Source organism: Candidatus Pelagibacter communis (assembly GCF_001180165.1).
GTDB classification, from domain to species: Bacteria; Pseudomonadota; Alphaproteobacteria; order Pelagibacterales; family Pelagibacteraceae; genus Pelagibacter; species Pelagibacter ubique_P.
Genome location: NZ_CVSQ01000034.1, coordinates 1 through 22,630, shown reverse-complemented (window position 1 = coordinate 22,630; position 22,630 = coordinate 1). Strand labels below are relative to the sequence as shown.

The 22,630-nt window shown below is 26.0% G+C and carries 22 protein-coding genes; 7 read left to right on the top strand and 15 right to left on the bottom strand.

What is annotated here, in order from left to right:
- Window positions 1–28 precede the first annotated feature (28 nt).
- Window positions 29–430 carry a triose-phosphate isomerase gene (locus tag AMN88_RS02160; RefSeq protein WP_256997777.1) on the bottom strand — a complete coding sequence of 134 codons (402 nt, stop codon included), beginning with the start codon at window positions 428–430 and terminating at the stop codon, window positions 29–31.
- 56 nt (window positions 431–486) lie between these two features.
- On the opposite strand from AMN88_RS02160, the gene AMN88_RS02155 reads away from it, so the two are divergent.
- The 7 genes from AMN88_RS02155 (at window position 487) to gltX (ending at window position 7,896) form a co-directional block, all read left to right on the top strand.
- Entirely contained in the window at window positions 487–1,905 is a 1,419-nt protein-coding gene (locus AMN88_RS02155; protein ID WP_075536219.1) for a SurA N-terminal domain-containing protein, read from the top strand.
- Complete coding sequence (gene trpE, locus AMN88_RS02150; RefSeq protein WP_082254616.1) at window positions 1,905–3,362, top strand: anthranilate synthase component I; 1,458 nt, start codon at window positions 1,905–1,907, stop codon at window positions 3,360–3,362. The genes AMN88_RS02155 and trpE overlap by 1 nt, the downstream gene beginning before the upstream one ends.
- A complete protein-coding gene (locus tag AMN88_RS02145) occupies window positions 3,362–3,928 on the top strand; it encodes an anthranilate synthase component II (protein ID WP_075536217.1) in 567 nt (188 codons plus the stop codon). Before trpE ends, AMN88_RS02145 begins: the two co-directional genes overlap by 1 nt.
- Window positions 3,929–3,932: 4 nt before the next feature.
- The gene (gene trpD, locus AMN88_RS02140; RefSeq protein WP_075536216.1) at window positions 3,933–4,925 is read left to right on the top strand and encodes an anthranilate phosphoribosyltransferase; all 993 of its coding nucleotides are present in this window, start codon (window positions 3,933–3,935) and stop codon (window positions 4,923–4,925) included.
- Window positions 4,918–5,709, top strand: a complete 792-nt coding sequence (locus AMN88_RS02135) for an indole-3-glycerol phosphate synthase TrpC (protein ID WP_075536215.1) — start codon at window positions 4,918–4,920, stop codon at window positions 5,707–5,709. Before trpD ends, AMN88_RS02135 begins: the two co-directional genes overlap by 8 nt.
- Window positions 5,710–5,798: 89 nt before the next feature.
- Window positions 5,799–6,476 carry a transcriptional repressor LexA gene (gene lexA, locus AMN88_RS02130; RefSeq protein ID WP_075504136.1) on the top strand — a complete coding sequence of 226 codons (678 nt, stop codon included), beginning with the start codon at window positions 5,799–5,801 and terminating at the stop codon, window positions 6,474–6,476.
- Window positions 6,477–6,498: 22 nt separating this feature from the next.
- Window positions 6,499–7,896, top strand: a complete 1,398-nt coding sequence (gene gltX / locus AMN88_RS02125; protein WP_075536214.1) for a glutamate--tRNA ligase — start codon at window positions 6,499–6,501, stop codon at window positions 7,894–7,896.
- Here gltX and lpxB read toward each other — a convergent pair.
- The 14 genes from lpxB to dnaE form a co-directional block, all read right to left on the bottom strand.
- A complete protein-coding gene (gene lpxB, locus AMN88_RS02120) occupies window positions 7,876–9,009 on the bottom strand; it encodes a lipid-A-disaccharide synthase (protein WP_075536213.1) in 1,134 nt (377 codons plus the stop codon). The two genes, gltX and lpxB, sit on opposite strands and share 21 nt — an antisense overlap.
- On the bottom strand, window positions 9,006–9,791 hold the full coding sequence (lpxI, locus tag AMN88_RS02115) for a UDP-2,3-diacylglucosamine diphosphatase LpxI domain-containing protein (RefSeq protein WP_075536212.1): 786 nt from the start codon (window positions 9,789–9,791) through the stop codon (window positions 9,006–9,008). The genes lpxB and lpxI overlap by 4 nt, the downstream gene beginning before the upstream one ends.
- Before the next feature lies 1 nt (window position 9,792).
- A complete protein-coding gene (gene lpxA, locus AMN88_RS02110; RefSeq protein WP_075536211.1) occupies window positions 9,793–10,575 on the bottom strand; it encodes an acyl-ACP--UDP-N-acetylglucosamine O-acyltransferase in 783 nt (260 codons plus the stop codon).
- Window positions 10,572–11,552 carry a UDP-3-O-(3-hydroxymyristoyl)glucosamine N-acyltransferase gene (gene lpxD, locus AMN88_RS02105; RefSeq protein WP_075536210.1) on the bottom strand — a complete coding sequence of 327 codons (981 nt, stop codon included), beginning with the start codon at window positions 11,550–11,552 and terminating at the stop codon, window positions 10,572–10,574. The genes lpxA and lpxD overlap by 4 nt, the downstream gene beginning before the upstream one ends.
- 51 nt (window positions 11,553–11,603) lie before the next feature.
- Window positions 11,604–12,050: a 3-hydroxyacyl-ACP dehydratase FabZ gene (gene fabZ, locus AMN88_RS02100; protein WP_075536209.1), complete on the bottom strand. Its 447-nt coding sequence runs from the start codon at window positions 12,048–12,050 to the stop codon at window positions 11,604–11,606.
- 5 nt (window positions 12,051–12,055) lie between these two features.
- Window positions 12,056–12,565, bottom strand: a complete 510-nt coding sequence (locus tag AMN88_RS02095) for an OmpH/Skp family outer membrane protein (RefSeq protein WP_075536208.1) — start codon at window positions 12,563–12,565, stop codon at window positions 12,056–12,058.
- Window positions 12,565–14,811, bottom strand: coding sequence for an outer membrane protein assembly factor BamA (gene bamA / locus AMN88_RS02090; RefSeq protein ID WP_075536207.1), 2,247 nt, complete (start codon window positions 14,809–14,811; stop codon window positions 12,565–12,567). Before bamA ends, AMN88_RS02095 begins: the two co-directional genes overlap by 1 nt.
- The gene (locus tag AMN88_RS02085; RefSeq protein WP_082254615.1) at window positions 14,804–15,985 is read right to left on the bottom strand and encodes a 1-deoxy-D-xylulose-5-phosphate reductoisomerase; all 1,182 of its coding nucleotides are present in this window, start codon (window positions 15,983–15,985) and stop codon (window positions 14,804–14,806) included. Before AMN88_RS02085 ends, bamA begins: the two co-directional genes overlap by 8 nt.
- On the bottom strand, window positions 15,985–16,656 hold the full coding sequence (locus AMN88_RS02080) for a phosphatidate cytidylyltransferase (protein WP_082254614.1): 672 nt from the start codon (window positions 16,654–16,656) through the stop codon (window positions 15,985–15,987). The genes AMN88_RS02085 and AMN88_RS02080 overlap by 1 nt, the downstream gene beginning before the upstream one ends.
- A complete protein-coding gene (uppS, locus tag AMN88_RS02075) occupies window positions 16,656–17,330 on the bottom strand; it encodes a polyprenyl diphosphate synthase (RefSeq protein WP_075536205.1) in 675 nt (224 codons plus the stop codon). The genes AMN88_RS02080 and uppS overlap by 1 nt, the downstream gene beginning before the upstream one ends.
- Window positions 17,327–17,878 (bottom strand): ribosome recycling factor, encoded by a 552-nt coding sequence (gene frr / locus AMN88_RS02070; RefSeq protein WP_075536204.1) that lies wholly within the window; start codon window positions 17,876–17,878, stop codon window positions 17,327–17,329. The genes uppS and frr overlap by 4 nt, the downstream gene beginning before the upstream one ends.
- The gene (tsf, locus tag AMN88_RS02065; RefSeq protein ID WP_075536203.1) at window positions 17,879–18,730 is read right to left on the bottom strand and encodes a translation elongation factor Ts; all 852 of its coding nucleotides are present in this window, start codon (window positions 18,728–18,730) and stop codon (window positions 17,879–17,881) included.
- Entirely contained in the window at window positions 18,730–19,545 is an 816-nt protein-coding gene (gene rpsB / locus AMN88_RS02060; protein ID WP_075536202.1) for a 30S ribosomal protein S2, read from the bottom strand. The genes tsf and rpsB overlap by 1 nt, the downstream gene beginning before the upstream one ends.
- Window positions 19,546–19,675: 130 nt before the next feature.
- The coding region (gene dnaE / locus AMN88_RS02055) for a DNA polymerase III subunit alpha (RefSeq protein ID WP_075536201.1) at window positions 19,676–22,630 on the bottom strand (2,955 nt) is incomplete at its 5' end.

Below are 22,630 nucleotides of genomic sequence, written 5' to 3'. Positions count from 1 at the left end.
AATAGTAATTTTTTCAGTATTTTTTTTTTTAAGTTACGCCAATACAAAATATAATTTTCAAGCCTGATTTAATTGCACTTTTAATTTTTAAATTAATTATATTGTCTGTTTCTCCTAAGTGCCTATTTTCTGAGTGTCCCAAAATAATAAACTTTGCTCCAACGTTTTTAAGCATTGTAGAATTTACTTGGCCAGTGTGCGCACCGTAGTCATAGCTGTGATGACAGTTTTGGGCACCAACCTCTATTTTTGTTTTTTTAAGTCTTCTCGACAATGGACGAATTAATGTATTTGGTGGGCAATAAACTATTTTTATCTTATTTTTTTTATTATTTTTTAAAAACTTTATTACTTTATCAAGTGAATTTAGAGTTTTTAAATCACCAAACATTTTCCAATTAGCTACAAAATACATATATTTATTTGTCATAATTGACTTTTTAATCTATAGATTTGTTTTTTACAGATCAATAAATTTATAACGCTATGATTGAAAAATTAAAAAACTTAGGCTGGAAACAACTTGGTGGATTGGTGTTAATTGTCATAATCATCATCGCTTTTGGTTTTGGTGGTTTTGGCGGTGGGTTTAGTACAAACAATCAAAACAATATTGCAAAAATAAATAAAACAAATGTAACAACCCAAGATTTTATTGACTATGTGAATCAAAGTGGAATTTCACAAGAAGCTATTCGAGATAATTTAGACAACAATATTATTGAAGAATTATTATCAGGATTAATTTCAACTACATTGATTGATTTAGAAATTAAAGACTTTGATCTTTCAATTAACGAAAGAACCATACTTAAAAACATTAAAGAAAATAAAAATTTCCAAGATGAAAATGGTACTTTTCAAAGAATTAAATATGAAAAATTTTTACTCTCCAACAACTTGTCAGCTCCAATGTTTGAATTGCAATTAAAAAATCGAGAATTACAGAAACACTTATTTGATTTTATTGGTGCTGGAACAATAACACCAAATTTTTTGATAGAAAAAAAGTTTGAAGAAAATAATAAATCCTTAGACATCGAGTATTTTGATATGGAAAATCTATATAAAACAAAAGATGATTATACAGCAAATGAAATTGAAGTATTTATTGATGAAAACAAAGATCAATTAAAAAGAGAATATATAGATTTTAAGTATGTAATTTTAAATCCAAAAAATCTAATTGGCATTGAAGAATTCAATCAAGAATTTTTTGATGAAATAGACTCAATTGAAAACAAAATTTCACAAGGAAGTACATTTGACACTATATTAGAAGATATAAATGTTGACATTATTGAGGTAAATGAGTTTGTACCTAGCTCTAGTAAACAGAGTAATGAAGATCTAATTTATTCTAAGAAAGCATCTAAAATAGATTTGATAGAAAATGGTGATAACTTTTTACTTTATAATATTGATAATCAATATGATCGAACTCCAGATTTAAATGATGACATCATTAAAGGAGAAATAGTTGAGTTAATATATCAAAAAGGTAAATTTGATTACAACAGAGAAATTATAGAAGAAATTCAAAAAAATAAATTCGATAGTTCAAAATTTGAGGAACTTGCAGGTTCAAATAAGGAATATTCTTCTATTAATTCTATAGAAGATGACAAACTCATTGATATTAATTCAGTAAAAATGCTTTATTCGTTACCTGTAAACTCTTTTGCTCTAGTAAATAAAGAAGATAAAATTTTTTTAGTAAAAATTACTGGAACAAATAAAAATTCATTTAACAAAGCAGATGAAAAATATCTTAAATTTGTAAATAGCCAAAATACAAATAATAGAAAAACTATTTTACAATCGTATGATCAATTACTTAATGATAAGTATCAAGTTCAATTAAATCAAAAAACTATTGATAGAGTTAAAAATTATTTCAAATGATTATTAATCGAAGCTTCAAAGATTTTAAGTTTCGACACAGAAGCAAAAAAAATCAAATCATCTTTACTAAAAAGAAAGTAAAAAATGATGAAGAAGTATTAAATTTAATTGATAATTTTCTAGAGGAAAAAAATAGTTTTATATTTGAGTCTGTAGAAAAAGGTAAAATCAAAGGCAGATATACAATATTTGGTAAAAATCCTGATAAAATTTGGGAATTTAATAATAATAATTCTTATTTAATTCAAAGAAATAAAAAAAGAAAATTAAATAATAAACCAGATGAATTAATTGAAAAAATAATTGAAGATTTCAAGTTTGAAACTCCCAAAAATTTACCTAATATTTGCTCATTAATCTCTGGGTATTTTTCTTATGATTCAATCAGATATATAGAAAAAATTCCAAATAATTGTAAAAATGATCTCAATTTACCAGATGTTAGACTTCTTCGTCCAAGAACTTTAGTCATTCATGACAATTTAAAAAAAGAAATATTTTACATATCTAACATTTTTAAAGATGAAAAAATTAAAAACTATAAAAATAAATATGAAGAAGTTAAATCTGATTTGTTTAAATTACTCATTCAGTCATCAATTAAGAATATTGATAAAAAAATAATTCAAAAATCAAAAAATATAAAAGTGAAATCTAACACTTCAAAAAATAAATTTTTATCAATGGTTAATAAGGCAAAAAAATATATTAAATTAGGAGATATTTTTCAGGTTGTTTTAAGCCAAAGATTTGAGGCAAAATTAACAAAAAAACCATTAGACATTTATAAAAAACTAAGAGTAACAAACCCCTCTCCTTTTATGTTTTTCTTCAATTTTGAGGATTTTCAAATAATTGGTGCTAGTCCTGAAATACTTGTAAGACTTAGGGATAATAAAATTACTGTAAGACCAATTGCAGGAACTAGACCAAGGGGTAAAACTAAAAAAGAAGATCTATTTTATGAAAGAGACCTGCTTAAAGATAAAAAAGAACTTTCAGAGCATTTGATGTTACTTGATTTGGGTAGAAATGATGCTGGTAAAGTCTCAAAGATAAATTCAGTAAAAGTCACAGAAAGCTTTATTATTGAAAGATATTCTCATGTTATGCATATAGTTTCAAATGTAGTTGGGAAATATAATAAAAAATTTTCAAAATTTAAATCGCTCTTAGCTGGTTTTCCAGCAGGTACTGTTTCTGGAGCTCCAAAGATTAGAGCTATGGAAATTATAGATGAATTAGAAACAACAAAAAGAAAAGTTTATGCAGGTGGAATTGGATATTTTTCTGCAAATGGGGAATTTGATACATGCATAGCCTTAAGAACTGCAGTTGCTAAAAATAAAAAATTTTATGTTCAAGCAGGTGCAGGTATAGTTGCAGATAGTAAACCTAAAAATGAATATGAGGAAACAGTTAATAAAGCGAAAGCTTTAATTAATGCTTTAAGATAATGAAAGTATTGTTAATAGATAATTACGATAGTTTTACTTTTAATTTGTATCACTATATCTCCTCATTGAATGTTAAAGTTGATGTAGTTAGAAATGATAAAATTAATTCTAAAGAAATCATTAAAAAGAAATATGATAAAATTGTTATTTCACCAGGACCAGGCAACCCAAATCAATCTGGCAATTGTATTAAAATATTGAATTCATTATACAAAGAATTACCTTTTTTAGGAGTATGTTTAGGTCATCAGATAATTGGACAAGTTTTTGGATCAAAAATTGTTCAAGCAAGAAAGTTAATGCATGGCAAAACAAGCAAAATTAAATCCAAAAAAATCGGTATTTTAAAAAACCTCCCAAATACATTTGAAGCTACCAGATACCATAGTTTGATAATTGATAAAAAAACGTTATCAAAAGAGCTAGAGATTACAGCAGAGACAGAAGATGGGATTATAATGGGTGTTCAACATAAAAAATTCAATATTCATGGTGTACAATTCCATCCTGAAAGTATTAAAACAAATTTTGGAATGAAAATTCTTAAAAACTTTATTAACAATTAATTTTATGGATCAAATTTTAGAAAAACTTAAAAATAAACAAAATTTAACTTTTGAAGAAAGTAAAACTGCTTTTGAAATATTAATGTCAGGAAAAGCCAGTGATGATGAAATTTTTGACTTTTTAACTTTGCTATCTGAAAAAGGTGAAGTTTCAGATGAAATAGCAGGTGGAGTTTTTGTTCTGAGAGAAAAATCAAAACGAGTAAATGTAAGTGATTGTATTGATACTTGTGGTACTGGCGGTGATGGTATGAATACCCTCAATATTTCAACTGCTTCTGCCCTACTTTTAGCTAGTATGGGTACAAAAGTTGCTAAGCATGGCAATAAAGCTGTTTCCTCGAAATGTGGGTCCGGTGATGTTTTAGAAGCTCTTAAAATTAAAATTGATTTAGAACCTGAGGATATTGAAAAAGAAATTAATACCAACAATTTTGGTTTTATGTTTGCACCAAATTATCATAGTGCGATGAGATTTGTAGGACCCGTAAGAAAGAAAATTGGAAAAAGAACCATTTTTAATATGATTGGTCCATTAAGTAATCCAGCACTTGTAGAGAGACAAGTTGTAGGTGTTTTTGATAAAAAATTATTAAAAATTTTTGCAGAAGGACTTAAAAATTTAAATTTAAAATTTGCTTGGATAGTAAATAGCGAGGATGGATTAGATGAAATATCTCCATATGCAATCACTAATGTTATTCAATTAAAAGATGGTCAAATATCTGAAATAAAAATAGATCCAAATGCTTTAGGGGTTAATGCAGATAATTTTAAAAATCTAGTGGGTGATGATGCAAAATTTAATGCTGATAAGATGATTGAAATTTTTAAAGGTAAAGATAATGACTTTTCAAAAGCAGTTTGTTTAAATGCTGCAGCAGGTTTAATTGTTGGAGAAAAATTTTCAGACTTTTCTGAAGCATATAATTATACAAGAGAATTTATCCTTTCTGGAAAAACTTTTTTACATCTAGAAAAAATTCAAAATGTCTGAAAATATACTTCAAAATATCATTCAAAAGAAAATTGAAAAAGTTGATAAATTAAAAAAATCTCTAGATCTTAAAACTTTGGATAAATTAATTAATAAAAACAACAGCTATATTAATTTTAAAGAGAAAATAGAAAATAATATAAAAAATAATAAAACCTCAATTATTGCAGAAATTAAAAAAGCAAGTCCTTCAGCGGGTATAATAATTGATAATTATAATCCTGTAGATATTGCTCAGATTTATTTAAATAATAAGGCAACTTGCCTTTCAGTTTTAACAGAAGAAGATTATTTTTTAGGAAATTTAATTCATATAAGCAAAATTAAAGATAAAATAAATTTACCTATATTGTGTAAGGATTTTTTTATCGATAAATTTCAAATACCTTTGGCAAAAAGTTATGGCGCTGATGCTATTTTAATTATTTTAGCTGGGGTTTCAGATGATCTTGCTTCTGAATTATATGATGAAGCTATGAGATACAATATGTCGGTTATAGTTGAAGTTCATACAGTGGAAGAAGCTAAAAAAGCATTAAATTTTAAAGATGCATTAATTGGAATAAACAATAGAAATTTAAAAACACTTAAAACTGATATAAATACAACTTATGATATTTATGATGTTGTAAAAAGTCACAAAGGTCCTTTAATATCTGAAAGTGGAATTAAGAATAAAGAAGAGCTATTAGAGCTTAATAACAAAACATCAATTAACACTTTTTTAATTGGTGAATCACTTTTGAAAAACTTAGATAAAAATTCTATATTTTCAGTTTTATAGTCAAATTAAGCCATATTTTACTAGTTTTTTTTAGTATTGTTAATTTAAAAGAACTTTTATAGAACATTGTTTGTACGATATTTGTTCTTATGCTTACAAAAAAACAAAAAAACCTACTTTTATTTATCAACAAGAAGTTGAGAAGTTCTGGCGTATCTCCTTCATATGAGGAGATGAAACAGTCTCTTAATTTAAAATCTAAATCAGGTATTCATAGATTAATTAGTGCTTTAGAAGAAAGAGGTTTTATAAAAAGATTAGCTCACAAAGCAAGAGCTTTAGAGGTAATTAAATTGCCAGAAACAGCTTCTGCCAATGATATTTATAATAGCTTTTCACCTAGTGTGATTAAAGGTGGATTAGATGAAGAACAAACTGATTCAGATGAAGTAGAAGTACCAGTGCTTGGAAAAATTGCAGCTGGAACACCTGTTGAAGCAATACAAAATGAGGTATCTAGAATTCCACTGCCAAATAATTTAGAAAAAAATGGTGATTACTTTGGATTAAAAGTTCAAGGTGACTCCATGATAGATGCAGGTATTCATGAAGGTGATACTGTTATTATTAAAAGAACAGATACTGCTGATAATGGTAAAATTGTTGTTGCATTAATAGATGAGCATGAAGCGATGTTAAAAAGAATTCGAAAAAAAGGTAAAGTTGTGGCGCTTGAAAGTGCTAATAGAAATTATGAAACTAAGATTTTTGGACCTGATAGAGTAAAAGTTCAAGGAGTTTTAGTATCTTTATATAGAAACTTCTAAAAAAATAGTCTAAACAACATTGATGTCTAAAGTAGCAACACGTTTTGCTCCATCCCCTACTGGAGCTCTTCATATTGGAGGGGTTAGAACTGCCTTATTTAATTGGTTGTTCTCTAAAAATCAAAAAGGAACTTTTCACCTAAGAATTGAAGATACTGACAAAGAAAGATCAAAAGAAGAACACAAAATACAAATTATTAAATCATTAAAGTGGATAGGAATTGAGCATGATGGTGAAGAATATATTCAGTCACAAAAAATAGAAGATCACGTTAAAATTGCTAATGAATTATTAAAAAAAGGTAACGCATATAAATGCTACTGCTCTGCTAAAGAGATAGAGGAACAAAAAAAAAGAGCTAGGCAAAAAAAGATGCCATATATTTATAATAGAAAATGGAGAGATTCTGATGAAAAAGATGCTCCTAAAGATATTAAACCCGTGATTAGATTTAAAAGTAAAATAAATGGAAATTCTAAACTTAAAGATTTAGTTCAAGGAGATATTGAAATTGAAAATAATACAATAGAAGATTTTATAATTTTAAGAAACGATGGAACGCCGACTTACAACCTTTCAGCAACAGTGGACGATCATCAAATGGGAATGACACATATAATTAGAGGAGATGATCATAAGATAAATACTTTTAAACAAATACAAATATATCAAGCAATGGGTTGGGATGTTCCTGAATTTGCGCACATTCCATTAATTCATACTATTGAAGGTAAAAAACTTTCAAAAAGAGATAATGCCTCAACGTTAGATGATTACTCAAAAATAGGCATAATGCCTGATGCTTTAAGAAATTATCTACTTAGACTTGGATGGTCATATCAAGACAAAGAAATATTTACTCTGGATGAGAGCATTGAATTCTTTAATTTAGAAGGTATTGGCAAATCACCATCAAAGCTAGATATAAGCAGAATATTATCAATGAATGAGCACTATATAAAAACAATCGATGAGAACGATCTTTATCAAAATCTATTTGAATATTGCAAAATTTATAAAGAAGAAATTAAAAGTGATAAAGAAACAAAAGTTAAATCCTCATTATCATTTTTAAAAAATAAGGCTAAAACCTTAGAAGATATTTACAATAATTCAAAATTCATCATCAATGATGAAGTTAAGTTCAATCATGATGATTTAAAATTGATTGATGATAAAGCAAAAAAAATTATTTCAGAATTTATTAAAGAATTAACATCTATTTCAAAAATAAATAAGGAGAATTTAGAGCCTGTAGTAAATAATTTAATAAAAATAAATGATACAAATTTTAAAGGTGTCGGTCAGCCTATACGAATTGGTTTAACAGGATCAAAATTTGGTCCTGGATTATATGATATAGTTATAGCTCTTGGTAAAGAAGAAGTTTTAAAAAGACTAGCTAAGATAATTTCTTAAAACTAAACAAGCCTCTTCAGATGAAGAAGTTTTAGATCTAATTCCATCTAATGTTTTTGAACAATCAGATAATTGTTTTTTGATAAGGTCAGGGTTTTTTAAAAGATAAATTACAGATCTATAAATTTCATCAGCATTACATTCACTTTGTAATAATTCAGGAATAACTTCACGATTATTGATAATATTAATTATATTTGCAAATTTAACATTAACTAACATTTTAAATATCATAAAATTTATAAAACTGAGTTTATAAATAATTATAGAAGGTATATTTGAGCTCGAAATTTGCAGTGAAACTGTACCAGATTTAGATACGGCAAAAATTGAATTAGATAAAATTTTAGATTTAATACCTTCATCTGAAACCACATCTACATTTTCAATATTAAATTTTTTAATTTCTGACAAAATTAAATTTTTATTTTCATCAGTTGCATGAAAATAAAAGTAAAAATCATTATGTCTTTTGTTCATTAGTTTTGTAAAATCAATTAAAATATTTAATAATACGTCAGTTTCAGATTTTCTACTTCCAGGGAAAATTGATATAATTTTTTTGTCTTTAGGAATTATATTTTCAATAATTTTTTTATTATCTTGATTATTCTCAATTAACGGGTGTCCAACAAAAGTATTTTTTATATTTTCTTCATCAAAATATTTTTTTTCAAAGTTAAATAAAAGAAGAATATGATCGATATATTTTTTAATTTTTTTTACTCTATTTTTTCTCCATATCCAAACTTGGGGAGCTACATAATGAATTGTTTTTATATTATTGTTAATTTTTTTTACTTTTTCAGCAACACGCATAGTAAAATCAGGACTATCAACAGAAAATAATATATCAGGATTAAATTTAATTATTTCATCAACTGATTGGTTAATTTTATTTCTGATTTTAAATATATTGAGTAAAATACTTGTAAAACCCAGATAAGTTATTTCACTTAAATTAAAAATAGAATTAATTCCTAATTTTTTTAAATGATTTCCACCAACTGATAAATATTCAATATCAGGATTTTGAGATTTTAATTTAGAAATAACTGTTGAAGCTAATTTGTCTCCAGAAGGTTCACCAGTTAGTATGAATATTTTTTTCATATAATATTAATAAAAATCCTGTTTTTATTAGCAAATTTAATGCATTCAACTTTATCTAAAAAAATATTTTTTTTAGATTGTAAAACAACACCTCGTAATCCATATTTTTTAATATCTATAAAAGTTTGTAGTCCAATTGTTGGTAGATCCACTCTTAAATCTTGTTTCTTTTTTGGAAGTTTTATTAAAATTCCATCTGAATTTTTCTTCAATTTTGATAGCATTATTTTTGTTCCTTCTCTTCCTTCTTTAGCTAAAATTTTACCTTCTTTAACAACTAAAGCCTGGACATGGTCTAAACTTTTTGTTTTATTAAAATAAGCTTTCGCTTTTTTTATAGAAATAAGGTCCTGTTTATTTGGTTTTGATTTACTGAAATTTCCTTTCTTTAAAGAAAGCTCTGGATTAAAAAATATCGAGCTAATAACTTTAATTTCCTCATTTTTTAATATTTTTATTATTGATTTGATTATAGCAGCATCACCTATTTTGGCTGCTCTGATTACACTAGGCATATAATAAATTCCTTTTAAATCTAATCTTAAAGAAGAAAAATTAGGTTTAGCAATCTTGCCTGCAAATAAAACTTTTTTACATTTTTTTTGTTTAATTAAGTTAATAATTGATCCAAATTTTCCAATACTTATTCTGAAAGAATTTTTATCATTTTGAAATTTATTATTTTTTGAAAAATCGATTATAAAATATTTTTTTTTTAATCTTTTAATTTTTCTAAGAACTATTTCTGAAAAATCAGTGTCACCTAAAAACAAACCTATCATTTTATTTTGAAAACGGAGTACAAATTGGTCTTTTTTTATCTTTTTCTATAAATCCAACTACTTCTGCAACTAGTCCATTATCCTTAAATTCATTTGATAAATTGCTTAAATTTTCTGTCAAATTTTCACTTTTAAAAATTTCTTTATAAGCTTCGCTCAAGATCATTATTTCTTTATTTGGAATATTTTTTCTTCTTAAGCCAATTAAATTTAATCCTTGCAAAATACTTCTATTTCCATGTGCTATTCCATAAGGTATCACGTCTCTTACTACGCCACACATGCCACCAATCATTGCAGCTTTTCCAACTCTAGTAAACTGCTGAACTGCTGAATTTCCACCAATAATAGCATAATCATCAACATGTGCATGACCGCCAAGAGGTACATTGTTAGCCAATATTACATTATTTCCAACCAAACAATCGTGAGCGACATGAGCTGAAACCATAAATAAACAATTATTACCAACCTTTGTTAAACCACCACCTCCTTTTGTACCTGGATTAATTGTTACGTATTCTCTAATTTTATTATTATCACCAATTTGTAATTTTGTTTCTTCACCATGATATTTCAAATCCTGGGGATCATTGCCTATAGATACAAAAGGATAAATCTTATTTTTTTTTCCTATTTTTGTATTTCCTGTAATATTTACATGTGATTGTATTTCAGTATCTTTGCCTATTTCAACATTGGGACCAATAACAGAATATGGACCAATTTTAACTCCGTCTGAAATTTTAGCTTTAGGATCAATTATAGATGTTTTATGTATCATTTTTTTTCTCTTAAAAATTCTCTTATACTTTTTGCAGGATAACCCATAACTTTTCTATTATCTGGAATATCATTAATAACACCAGACCCTCCGCCTATCTCAACATTATTTCCTATATTAAGATGTCCAGAAATTCCTGCTTGACCTCCAATTTTGACATTTTCACCTATAATTGTGCTTCCGGCTATACCTACTTGTCCAGCTATGATTGAATTTTTACCTATTCTAACATTGTGCGCTATATGAATTTGATTATCTAGGTAACTATTTTTACCAATAACTGTATTGGACATTGAACCTCTATCTATAGTGGACCCACATCCAATTTCGCAATTTTCTTCTATTAAAACGATACCGATATGAGGAAACCTTAAATTGTTGTTTTTAATTGGAAAAAACCCAAAACCATGTTTTCCTATAACACAATTATCTAAAATTCTTGTATTATCTTTTATTAACGTATTTCTTATTATGTTATTCGAACCTATAGAACAATTGTTACCGATAGAAACGTTTTTTTCAATTATACTATTATGTCCAATTAGACAATTAGATCCGATCGATACGTTTTCACCAATCAAAACATTTTTACCATATTTAACTTTATCCTTAAATTTTGTTTCATTAATATTTCTCGAGGTTATGTCGAAATTATCATGGATAGAATCTGGGTAAAAAATTTCTGTTATTTTTGAGGTAGAAACTAGAACATTTTCAACAATAATTGGTTCACAACTTTTTGGTAAATTTTCTTTTAAATTATGTGTAGTTATACAAAATGAAGCTTTAGTATTTTTGGCAAGGTTTGAATATTTTTTTGAATGAAAAAAAGAAATATCTTTATTTGTTGCACTTAATAAATCTTTAATATCATAAATTTCATAATCTTTTTTAGATTTATCGTAATTAAGTTTTAAGTTGCTGAGAATATTTGAAATTAAAAAAGGACCATGATTTACTAAAAAAGGGTTTGACATAATTGCTTTTACCAAAGCAATTTAAAATGAGTTATCAATATTTATTGCTATTTATTTCCTATCAACAATTGTAGCAGACCATATAGCTTCTGCCATCTTTTGATCATTTACAAAAGCATCACCTTTATATTTCCAAACTCTACCATGTGACCTTATAGCTTCTATTTTGAGTATTAAATCACAATTTGGTATAACTGGATTTCTAAATCTAGCTTTTTCAACACCCATTAGGAATACTAATTTATTTTCATAAGTTGACTTATCCAAACCAGAGGCTGTTAAAGCTGCAGCAGCCTGACCAAAAGACTCTACAATCAAAACACCAGGCATAACAGGGTTATCGGGGAAATGACCCTGAACAAAAAAACTATCTTTTCTCACTTTAACTAAAGCTGATGCTGAAAATAGTTTTTTTATATCATACAATTCATCCACTAATAACATTGGCTCTCTATGTGGTAAAAGATTCCTTATTTCGTCTTTATTTAGTTTGTTCATTAAATTTACAAATTTTTGTTAATTAATTTTAATATATCATTTGTAATATCATTGTCAGAATTTCCAACAAAAATTTGTTTTTTTTCTAAAACAATATCAATCGAATTTTCTGCCATAAATTCCTGTATAATGGGATTTATTTCTTTTAGGAACTTTTCTAATTTATTTTTTTTTTCTTTATCAAAATCAATTAAAAGATTTTTTTTTTCTGTCTGATATTTTTTAACCTCTTTGTTAAAATTATCAATATCTTCTTTTAATTTATCTTCTGATAAAATATTCTTATTTTTATTTATTGTATCTTTTTTTAATTTTATATTTTTTTCATTAATAGTAATTTTTTCAGTATTTTTTTTTTTAAGTTTTTCTAAATCTAAAATAATAGACTTTCCATAATTTGAATTATTTAAAATATAATCAATATCAATAAATACCGTACCATCAAATGCATAAACAGAATTTGTGTTAATAAAAACAATTATTAATAAAGTAATTTTTTTTTTAATAAAATTCATCAAAAAGTTGTGCCAAGATTAAATCGAAATGTTTCTGTTTTGTCATTTGAATTTTTTGTCAAAGGTTGGGAAAATGAAAAACTTAATGGACCAACTACTGTATACCAGTCAACACCAATACCAATAGAAGAACGTATTTTATTGGAATCATCTAGGGATGGATCATCTACGCCCCATACATTAGCAAGATCAAAAAATGTTGCTACATCAACATTTTGATAGTTTGGTAAAATTTGTGGAAGTGTTGAGCTTAAATTTAATATCGCATAATAATTTCCACCAATATAGTCCACACCATCTTTTGGTCCAACCTTTCCACTAACAAATCCTCTCAATTTTCTTGATGGAATATACAATCTCTCAGATAATTTAATATCATCGCCAGTAATTGATTTTGCTGCGCTTAAACTTAAAGATGCAGAAGAAATATTATTTTCATACAATTCTGAAAATATTTTATAATTATAAAAATTAGTAAGTGTATTATTGTCACTTACGACTGGTAAGTCTACAGAATAATAACTTCTATATCCATCTGTAGTTTTAAATTTTTGATTTCTTTTATCATAATCAAAATCAAATTTTAAATATGTATCAAAATAATCTCCTTTTTGCTTTTGCATTCTTGCAGATGCCTTTGATCCTGTTTCGATATTTTCTATGAATGATGAAGTTTGTAATCCAAGTCTGAAATCTTCTAAAAATTCAAAACTTGTTCCTATTAAACCACCAATTTTTTTTGACTTAAAACCATTTTTTGTTAAATTATCTGTTTCTCTAGCTCTCAAACCAAAATTAACCATTTTATCAGTATTATTAAAATTTGGATTCTTGATATTAAATTCTCCTTCGACTCTATTACTTCCCATTGAGATATTAGTCTCTAAGGCTAATCCTTTACCTAAATAATTATTTTCTTTTATACCAAATTCTATTAAGCTTCCGGATGTTCCAAATCCAGCACCAGCCATTATTTCTCCAGTTGGTTTTTCTTCAACAGAGATATTAATTATTTTCGATTTATCTTTTGTTCCTTCAATAACTTCAGTAGTTACATTTTTGAAAAAATTTAGTGATTTGATTTCATTTTCTGTCTTATTAATTAAGATTTCATTATATGGATCACCTTCATCAATAACAAATTGATTTCTAATAACACTTTCTCTTGTAATATTATTTCCAAAAATATTAATTTTTTCTACAATAAATTTATCAATCTCTTTAATGTTAAAAGTTAAATTAATTTTACTATCTACAATATTTTCATTAATTGTAGCTTTTATCGACTCGTATTGTTCATTTATAGCAATTTTATCTATTTCATTAATAATTTTTTCAACAGAATTAATTGAATATGGTTCATTCTCTAATTCCTTAAACAATTTATTTATATTTTGAAAATTAGAAACCTCATAATCTATTGGAAGATCCAAATTTAATTTTCCAAAAAAATATTTTTTATTAGCATCAATACTAAAAACAAGTTCAAATTCTTTATCATCGACTAATCTTGCAAAAGAAGAATTTATTTTAACATCATAAAAACCTTTATTTAAATAAAAATTTCTTAGTAATTTTTTATCAAAATTAATAATGTCCTCATTAAGATATTTTTTTCCAGAAATAAATTTCCAAAATTTATACTCTTCGCTTATAATTATGTTTTTCAATTTACTATCTTTATAAATTTTATTACCAATAAAAGAAATTTTCTTAATCTTTGCTTTATCACCTAATGTAATTTCATAATCTAAATTTACCTTATTATCTTCAAGTTCGGTTAAATTTATATCAACAAGTGCAAAGTAATAACCAAGATTTTTAAGAGATGATAAAATATTTTGTTTATCTTTATTCAAAATTATCTCATTATATGATGTCCTTGGTTTTAATTTTAGATTTTCAGTAATTTTTTCTTTAATAGTATTTGATTTTATTCCATTGTAAGTAATATTTTCAATTATTGGATTTTCAGAAACTGAAATAATTAATAAATTATTTTTTAATTCTAGTGATACATTTTTAAAAAAATTGGTTTCATAAATACGTTTAAGAGTATTATTAATTTGGTTTTCATTTAAATCATCACCTAGGTTTATATTTGAAAACATTAAAATTGTTTCATCAGCAATTCTATTATTACCCTCAATTTTAATATTATTAACAATTTCACCTGTTACTGGAGTTAAAAATGTAAAAATAAATAAAATTATTGAAACAAAATAGGTTTTAAAGTGTTTAAACATTGGATGATTTATATACTGTTTTAAATATTTTTAAACGTACATAATTATTTAAATTGACTATATCACTTACTTTTTTAGGATAAATCTTTTTATATTTTAAAAATTCATTCTTTCTTATCAGTTGAAACAATTGTTTCTGGATATCAGTAAATTTAATTTGCCTCCTCAAATAAAGTTCAACAAGGGCATCATTAGCAGAAACAATTACTGTCTCAAATAAAGAGTGTTTATTAGACAAATAATTTAAAATTTTTATCATTGGATAACGTTTAACATCTATTTTATTAAAATCTAATTTGTTAAGTAATTTAAAATTTAATTTTTCTGTTTTTATAATTTTACTTGAATTAAAAAAAAGAGTGTTAAAAATTGGAATACTCATTGTCGTATCGTGTGCTATAATTTTAATCATACCACTATAAGATTTTATAATTGCATGTATATAAGACTTTGTATGAATTATAATTTCTATTTTTTCATACGGAATTTTAAATATGTTTTTTGCCTCAATTACTTCATAAATTTTATTAATCATCGTAGCAGAGTCGATTGAAATTTTATTACCCATTTTCCAATTAGGATGATTAAGAGCTTGTTTTATTTTTACATTTTGTAAATTTTTCAATGGAGTTTTAAAAAAGGGACCTCCAGATGCGGTCAAATAAATTTTTTCAATATTTTTTGTATTGATATTATTAAGACCATACCATAATGAAAAATGCTCTGAGTCTACTGGTATAAAATGTGTTTTATTTTTTTTAAGTTCATTGTTAATTAAATTCCAACCACATATAATTGACTCTTTATTTGCTATTGCAATTTTTTTTGTAAATTTGATTATGCTTAAAGTAGGTTCAAAACCATGTATACCAACTATAGAGCTCATTACATAATCTATTTTTTTATTAAAAATTTTATTTAAAAACTTAAAAGAATTAAAAATTTTAAAATTATTTTTTTTTGTATTTTTTTTTAGAATTTCATAAGATTTATCATTAATTATAATTAAATTTTTTACTTTAAATTTTTTAGCTTGTCTCAATAATGTTTTGTGATCATTATTTGCAGTAAGAAGCACAACCTCAAAGTTTTTTTTATTTTTTTCAATTATGTTTAATAATGTTTTACCAATTGACCCCGTGGAACCAAGAATTGCTATTTTTTTTTTAATCATTAGAAAATTAGAATATTTAATACATAAGCTACTGGTAAAACAAATATCGTCCCATCTATCCTATCTAATAATCCGCCATGACCTGGTAAAATTGATCCTGTATCATTTACCACTGCTTTTCTTTTAAAGTATGAAATAAATAGATCCCCAAGCTGACAAACTAAAGATAAAAATAAACAAACAAATGTTAGAACAAGCCAATTATCATACAAATTACTTTCTATATGTTCAGTATATTCATTAATAATATAATAAATAAATATTGGAATTATAGAAAATACAAAAGATCCTACACTTCCTGAAATTGTTTTATTTGGACTGATTTTTGTTAATTTTTTTCCTCCGACTAAATTACCAACTAAATATCCGCCGGTATCAGAAAAGAAACAAATCAGCAGTATAAAAAATAAAAAAGAAGGTGACTTAATATAAATATTTAAACTGACATATATAAGTAATAAAAGATATATTATTGAAACTATATTGAATATAAAAATTATTTTTTTTTCCTTGCTCCATATTTTTTTTATTAAAAATTTAAATTCAATAAATGAAATTATAGACGTGACTATTAAAAAAAAAGTCCATGAATATAAGCTATAAATAAAACAAAATATTAAAATTGATAACAATACAAAAGAAGTGATGAATCTTTTAAATAAATTACTCATTATATACTTCCAAAATTTCTTTTAATATTTTTATATTTTTTAATTATTTTATTATAATCTTTCTCATTAAATGCTGGCCATAATTTTTTTACAAAAAATATCTCTGAATATGCTAATTGCCATAATAAAAAATTACTCAATCTATTTGTATCTCCTGTTCTTATTAAGATATCAGGATCAGGGATATTTTTTGTTAATAAATATTTTTTAAAATTTTCTTCATTTATTTTATTTTTATTTTTATAGATTCCTTTTATTGCATTAATTATTTCAGTTTTAGATCCATAATTTAAGGCTAAATTAATTTGCAATTGTTTATTTTGAAATGTTTTTTTTTCTGATTGTATTAGTAAATTATTTAATTTTTTTGGAAATTTTTTAAATCCTATTATTTTTAATTTAATTTTTTGTTTGTGTAATGCCTCAATTTTATTAATTAAAAAATTTTCTAACAAACTAAACAAATAATTTACTTCTTTCTTCGGTCGTTTCCAATTTTCTGTAGAAAAAGCATAAAGTGTTAGATATTTTATTTTATTTTTAATTGTCTCTTTAATAATTTTTTCAACAACTTTTAGTCCAGCTTTATGTCCTGCATTTCTTGATTTTTTATGTTTAATCCCCCATCTTCCATTACCATCCATGATAATGGCCACGTGATTTAAAGGGTTCATATGGTCATTATTTCTTTTTCTTTTGAGGAAACTTTTTCATCAACCGAATTTATATGCTCGTCTGTAATTGTTTGAACTTTTTTTTCATGAGATTTTTCATCATCTTCACCAATTTCTTTTGATTTTAAAAGTTTTTTTAAATCTTCATTAGCTTCTCTTCTAATATTTCTAATCGATACTTTGCATTTTTCTCCAATAGATTTAATCATTTTTTTTAATTCAGTTCGTCTCTCTTCATTGAGTTCTGGAACAGGTAATCTAATTAATTGACCATCTATTTGAGGATTTAAACCTAGATCGGATTTTTGTATTGCAGCATCAACTAATGTTACATTATTTGCATCCCAAACTTGTATATTTATCATTCTTGGTTCTGGGGTTGTTATGCTTCCAATTTGATTAATTGGCATTTTTTGTCCATAAACATCTACCTTAATAAGATCAAGCATTGATGCATTGGCTCTTCCTGTTCTTAATGAGGAAAGCTCTTTAGAGAACACCTCAATGGCTTTATCCATTTTAAGGCTGTATGATTTTTCATCAAACATTTATTCTCCTATTTTTATTCTATAAAATTCTTTAATTTTTAAATCAGCTACAGAAAGTTCTTTTAATACATCCTGAACTTTTTTCTTTGGTTCCATTACCCAAGCTTGCGTTAAAAGCGCATTTTCTTCTTTAAATTTGTTCATTTTACCTAAGCTTATTTTTTTTGCAATATCCTCAGGCTTTCCTGAATTTTTTAACTCCTCAGTAACTAGCTCTTGCTCTTTATCTATAATAGATTGCTCTATTGAGCTAGACTCTAATGCTAGTGGATTTGATGCAGCTATATGCATTGATAATTGCTTGCTAAATGTTTTAACTGTTTCAGAATTATCTTTAGTATCAAGCGAAACCATAACAGCTAATTTTGCAACATTATCTTTTACAACTGTATGCAGATAGTGATTATTTACTCCATCAGAATTTTGAATAGTTTTAGCTTTACCAATTGTAATTTTTTCACCAATTTTAGCAATTAATGCCACTAAATTGTCATCAACTGTTAAGCCATTTTTCATTTTAGATTTCTTTAAATCTTCAATGTTTGAATTATTTTGATTATTTAATTCGCCTAACTCTTTAACGAAGTTGATGAAATCATCATTTTTAGCAACAAAATCTGTTTCACAATTTACTTCAACAACTGAAGTTTTGGTTTTATCTCCACTGACTACAACAACACCTTCTTTTGCATCTCTTGACATTTTTTTTGATGCTTTTGAAATTCCTTTAACTCTCAAGATTTCAATTGCCTTGTCTAAATTTCCATTTGATTCTTTAATAGCTAAGTTACAATCTTTAAAACCAGCGCCAGTTGCTTCTCTAAGTTTTTTTACTTTCTCTATATCACTCATTAGTTTAATTTCTCCTTAACATCTCTGGAAAATTTTTTTTCCAATTTTTCTCTATCTAATTCCTGAATAGTTTTTGTTTTATCATCGGCATTAACTTTATCTTTATTTTTTTTGTTTTCACTTGCAGGTGTAGAACTTTTTGCACTATTAATTGTTTCTTTGATTAAATTACAATAAAGGTCAATAGCTCTTCTTGCATCATCATTGCCTGGAATTGGATAATCAATATTATCTGGATTAGAATTACTATCTAAAATTGCAATAATTGGTATTCCCAATTTAGCAGATTCGGCTATAGCTAGAGATTCATAATTTGTATCTATAACGAATACTAAATCTGGAACTTTTTTCATTTCAGCTATACCACCTAAAGATCTTTGAAGTTTATCTTTTTTAACACTCATTTTTAAAAGTTCTTTTTTTGTAAAACCTCTATTTTCTGCAGCTAAATCTGTTTCTAACTTTTTTAATTTTTTAATTGAATTTGAAATTGTTCCCCAATTCGTAAGCATTCCTCCCAACCATCTGTAATTAACAAAATACTGATCTGTTTCTTTTGCTACTTCAGCTATGGCTTCAGAGGCTTGTTTTTTAGTTGATACAAATAAAATTTTTCCATTATTTGCAATAGTCTCATAAACTTTTTCTAGAGCAACTTTTGTTAATTCAAGGGTTTGAGTTAAGTCTATAATGTGAATAGAATCTCTTTTTCCAAAAATATATTTTTTCATTTTTGGATTCCATCTTAAAGTTTTGTGTCCAAGATGAACGCCTGCTTCTAGTAATTGTTGTATTGTAAGGTTAGGTATTTTCATATTTATTCCCGGTTAAGCCACCACAGTAATTTCCAATTAAGGACCGGAGGTATAAAACCAACAACTGTGTGCGTGTTAATTTAATTTGAGAAGTATTTACAAATATTTAATAAATTTAACAAGTACTTATTTAGTTTATTATTGCCTGAATTTCTTGATTTCTTAAGAGATTTAAAGCATTTCTGTCTAATTTACGTGGATTTTTCAATCTAAATTGAAGGATATTATCTCCTTTTACTAAATTAATATTTACAACTGTCTTGCCGTCATCTTTCAAGATTGTAGATATTTTTTTAATTTGTTCATCAGAATTTAGTTTGAATGAAACCTCGTTTATAGGGCTATTAAATAAATTTTTAAGAGAAGCTATTTTTTGGACGTTTATTCTGGTTAATCTATTTTCATCATTTGAAGTATTTTTAAATAATGTTAAAATAAGAGAGCTACCCTCTTTTAAAATTTCTCTATTTAACTCAAGAACATCTGAAAAGATAAAAAGCTCAAATACACTTGATAGGTCTGTTAATTTCAAAACAGCATATGAATTTCCTTTTGCAGTTTTTCTTTCTTGAACCTTTAATAATGTTGCAGCAATGTTGCCATCCTTTAAATCTTCTTTTGAAATAAAACTTGAATAATCTATTATTTTATAATCATTAAAAATTTCCGTAAATTGATTTAAAGGATGGTCTGAAATAAAGAAACCTACTGATTCAAATTCTTTTGATAATCTTTCTTCAAATTTCCAATCTTCAGTTTTGATTAAAATGTCATTCTGTGAACTTTTATCTTCTGCGAATAAGTCAATCTGATTAGCAGATTTATTATCAAATATATTTTTATTTTTAGCTATAATTGTGGGAATAGAATTATACAAAGCTTGTCTGTTTGAGTTTAATTTATCAAATGCACCTGCTTTAACTAAACCTTCTAATTGAAGTTTGTTTATATCTTTTGGATTTACTCTATTTATAAAATCATGAATTGACTCAAATTTTCCATTTAAAGTTCTTTCTTTCACTATGTTTGATATTGCTTCATAACCTACAGCTTTAATTCCTCCAAGCGCATAATAAAATTTATCATCTATCGTTCTAAAATCAGCAAAACATTCGTTTATATCTGGACGAACAATTTCAACATTCAATCTTTTTAATTCTTCATAAAACTCACTTAATTTATTTTGATTAGATATATCCATCGTCATTGATGCTGCAATGAACTCTTTTGGATAATATGTTTTTAAAAATGCTGTTTGGTAAGAAATAATTGCATACGCAGCAGCGTGACTTTTATTAAAGCCATATTCTGCAAATGGTTCAATTTTTAAAAAAATTCCTGCAGCAACATCTTTTGCTATTCCATTTTTAACAGCTCCGGCAATAAACCCTTGTTTCTGTTTTTCAAGTTCTGCTCTTTTCTTTTTACCCATGGCTCTTCTCAAAAGGTCAGCTTGTCCTGCTGTAAATCCTGACAATTTTTGAGCAATCTGCATTACCTGTTCCTGATAAATAATTACGCCATAAGTTGGTTTTAAAATATCTTCTAGAAGTGGGTGTAAATAATCTGGTTTTTGCTTACCATGTTTACAATCATTGTATGTAGGAATATTGCTCATTGGTCCTGGTCTATAGAGAGCAACTAATGCAATAATATCTTCAATATGATTTGGCATCATTTGAGTTAAAGCCTCTCTCATTCCAGCACTTTCAATTTGGAATAACCCAACTGTTTTGCCTGTGGACATTAGATCAAAAACTTTTTGATCTTCATAACTAATTTTATCTATATGAAAATCTTTAATTTTTTTTCTTACAAGTTTTTGGGTATTGTTAATTACTGTAAGTGTTTTTAAACCTAAAAAATCGAATTTTACTAAACCTGCATTTTCCGCAGAGTACATATCAAATTGTGTAGATGGCAATAATAGATCTGCAGAAATATCTTTATACAAAGGAACAACTTCAGTGAGTTTTTTGTCTGCTATTACCACTCCAGCGGCATGGGTAGCAACGTTTCTGTTAAGCCCTTCTAATTTTAATGAGAGATCAGTAAGTTTCTTTACTCTTGGATCATCTTTTATAAGTTTTTGTAATCGTGGCTCTCCTGCAATGCATTGACTTAAATTTTGTGGTCTAGATGGATCAAAAGGTATCATCTTAGATATACTGTCAACAAATCCATATGCTAATCCCAAAACACGTCCAACGTCTCTAATTACCATTCGTGCTTTTAATTTACCAAACGTTATAATGTGAGCTACACTGTCTTTGTATTTTGTTGTTAGATACTCAAAAACTTGATCTCTTTTATCCTCGCAAAAATCTATATCAAAATCTGGCATTGAAATTCTATCTGGATTTAGAAATCTTTCAAAAATAAGATTAAATTTTATTGGATCTACATCAGTAATTGATAAACACCAAGCTACTAACGAACCAGCTCCCGAACCTCTTCCAGGACCCACAGGAATATCATTATTTTTTGCCCACTTTATATAGTCAGCAACTATTAAAAAATAACTCGAATATTTCATTTCTATAATAATAGAAAGTTCATGATTTAGTCTTTTCTTATATTCTCTATAAGAGTTATTATTTTCTAAATCTTTATCACTTAAATTAAAGATCTTGTTGAACTTGACTTTTAAACCTTCTATTGAATCTTTTTTTAAAATTTCATCTGCATTACCACCTTTCTCACTACTAATATTGGGCAATATTGGGCTAGAAAATAACGGTCGATAACTGCATCTTAATGGAAAATTATAATTATTTTCTAAAGCCTCAGGTAAGTCAGCAAATAATTCGGACATCTCTGAGTTGGTTTTTAAATAATGTTGATCAGTTAATCTTAATCTGTTTTTTTCATTTACATATGTTTTATTACCAATACAAATTAAAGCATCGTGTGCTTCATGCATATCTTTATCTAAGTAAAAAACTTCATTAGTTGCAATAATAGGTATCTCTAAATCTAAAGATTTTTTTAAATTAAATTTTTCAAATCCAATTTCATTTTGATCATTATGTCTTTGAATCTCAATGTAAAATCTATCACCAAATGTTTTTTTAATTTTACTATA

Excerpts from the sequence above, each read along its gene's own strand:
- frr (WP_075536204.1), bottom strand. The coding sequence starts at position 17,878 with ATGTTTGATGAAAAATCATACAGCCTTAAAATGGATAAAGCCATTGAG.
- lpxA (WP_075536211.1), bottom strand. The coding sequence starts at position 10,575 with ATGATACATAAAACATCTATAATTGATCCTAAAGCTAAAATTTCAGAC.
- rpsB (WP_075536202.1), bottom strand. The coding sequence starts at position 19,545 with ATGAAAATACCTAACCTTACAATACAACAATTACTAGAAGCAGGCGTT.
- AMN88_RS02080 (WP_082254614.1), bottom strand. The coding sequence starts at position 16,656 with ATGAGTAATTTATTTAAAAGATTCATCACTTCTTTTGTATTGTTATCA.
- fabZ (WP_075536209.1), bottom strand. The coding sequence starts at position 12,050 with ATGAACAAACTAAATAAAGACGAAATAAGGAATCTTTTACCACATAGA.
- AMN88_RS02085 (WP_082254615.1), bottom strand. The coding sequence starts at position 15,985 with ATGATTAAAAAAAAAATAGCAATTCTTGGTTCCACGGGGTCAATTGGT.
- gltX (WP_075536214.1), top strand. The coding sequence starts at position 6,499 with ATGTCTAAAGTAGCAACACGTTTTGCTCCATCCCCTACTGGAGCTCTT.
- AMN88_RS02160 (WP_256997777.1), bottom strand. The coding sequence starts at position 430 with ATGACAAATAAATATATGTATTTTGTAGCTAATTGGAAAATGTTTGGT.
- AMN88_RS02095 (WP_075536208.1), bottom strand. The coding sequence starts at position 12,565 with ATGAATTTTATTAAAAAAAAAATTACTTTATTAATAATTGTTTTTATT.
- lexA (WP_075504136.1), top strand. The coding sequence starts at position 5,799 with ATGCTTACAAAAAAACAAAAAAACCTACTTTTATTTATCAACAAGAAG.
- AMN88_RS02155 (WP_075536219.1), top strand. The coding sequence starts at position 487 with ATGATTGAAAAATTAAAAAACTTAGGCTGGAAACAACTTGGTGGATTG.
- AMN88_RS02135 (WP_075536215.1), top strand. The coding sequence starts at position 4,918 with ATGTCTGAAAATATACTTCAAAATATCATTCAAAAGAAAATTGAAAAA.
- uppS (WP_075536205.1), bottom strand. The coding sequence starts at position 17,330 with ATGAACCCTTTAAATCACGTGGCCATTATCATGGATGGTAATGGAAGA.
- AMN88_RS02145 (WP_075536217.1), top strand. The coding sequence starts at position 3,362 with ATGAAAGTATTGTTAATAGATAATTACGATAGTTTTACTTTTAATTTG.
- tsf (WP_075536203.1), bottom strand. The coding sequence starts at position 18,730 with ATGAGTGATATAGAGAAAGTAAAAAAACTTAGAGAAGCAACTGGCGCT.
- lpxB (WP_075536213.1), bottom strand. The coding sequence starts at position 9,009 with ATGAAAAAAATATTCATACTAACTGGTGAACCTTCTGGAGACAAATTA.
- bamA (WP_075536207.1), bottom strand. The coding sequence starts at position 14,811 with ATGTTTAAACACTTTAAAACCTATTTTGTTTCAATAATTTTATTTATT.
- lpxI (WP_075536212.1), bottom strand. The coding sequence starts at position 9,791 with ATGATAGGTTTGTTTTTAGGTGACACTGATTTTTCAGAAATAGTTCTT.
- lpxD (WP_075536210.1), bottom strand. The coding sequence starts at position 11,552 with ATGTCAAACCCTTTTTTAGTAAATCATGGTCCTTTTTTAATTTCAAAT.
- trpD (WP_075536216.1), top strand. The coding sequence starts at position 3,933 with ATGGATCAAATTTTAGAAAAACTTAAAAATAAACAAAATTTAACTTTT.